This is a genomic window from Adlercreutzia equolifaciens, assembly GCF_029076695.1.
Lineage (GTDB): Bacteria > Actinomycetota > Coriobacteriia > Coriobacteriales > Eggerthellaceae > Adlercreutzia > Adlercreutzia equolifaciens_A.
Genome location: NZ_JARFIK010000117.1, coordinates 1 through 374, shown reverse-complemented (window position 1 = coordinate 374; position 374 = coordinate 1). Strand labels below are relative to the sequence as shown.

The window sequence follows — 374 nt, the reverse complement described above, 5'->3', positions numbered from 1 at the left end:
CCGTCTTCGGTCACCAGGCCCGAAGGCTGCACCATATCGCCCTCGTTGGGACGCAGGGCGCAGGTTTCCTCATCGAAGTCGGAATTGATGGTATCGTCCTCGCCCGCATGCTGGATAGTGGGCTCGTAGTTGTCCTCGTCGGGAATGCTCAGCACCTCCACGCGGTAGCCGTAGAGCACCTTGATGGAGCCGTGGCGGCCCACCATGTGGTAGCCGGTGCCGGGAGCCATAAAGGCCCAGTCGCCCGTCGAGGTGGTGGCGTCGTAGGCGCTGCCATAGATGACCGGCTCGCTTAGCGCGGCCGATGCCATTGCCCTGGCCGGCGGCCGCGATACGGTGCACACCGACGACAACGGTGAGCCGATCATCTATGG

1 protein-coding gene is annotated in these 374 nt (G+C 64.4%); it reads right to left on the bottom strand.

What is annotated here, in order from left to right:
- Positions 1-311: hypothetical protein (locus tag PZH32_RS11705; protein ID WP_275208429.1), on the bottom strand; the 311-nt coding region annotated here is incomplete at its 3' end.
- Positions 312-374 lie beyond the last annotated feature (63 nt).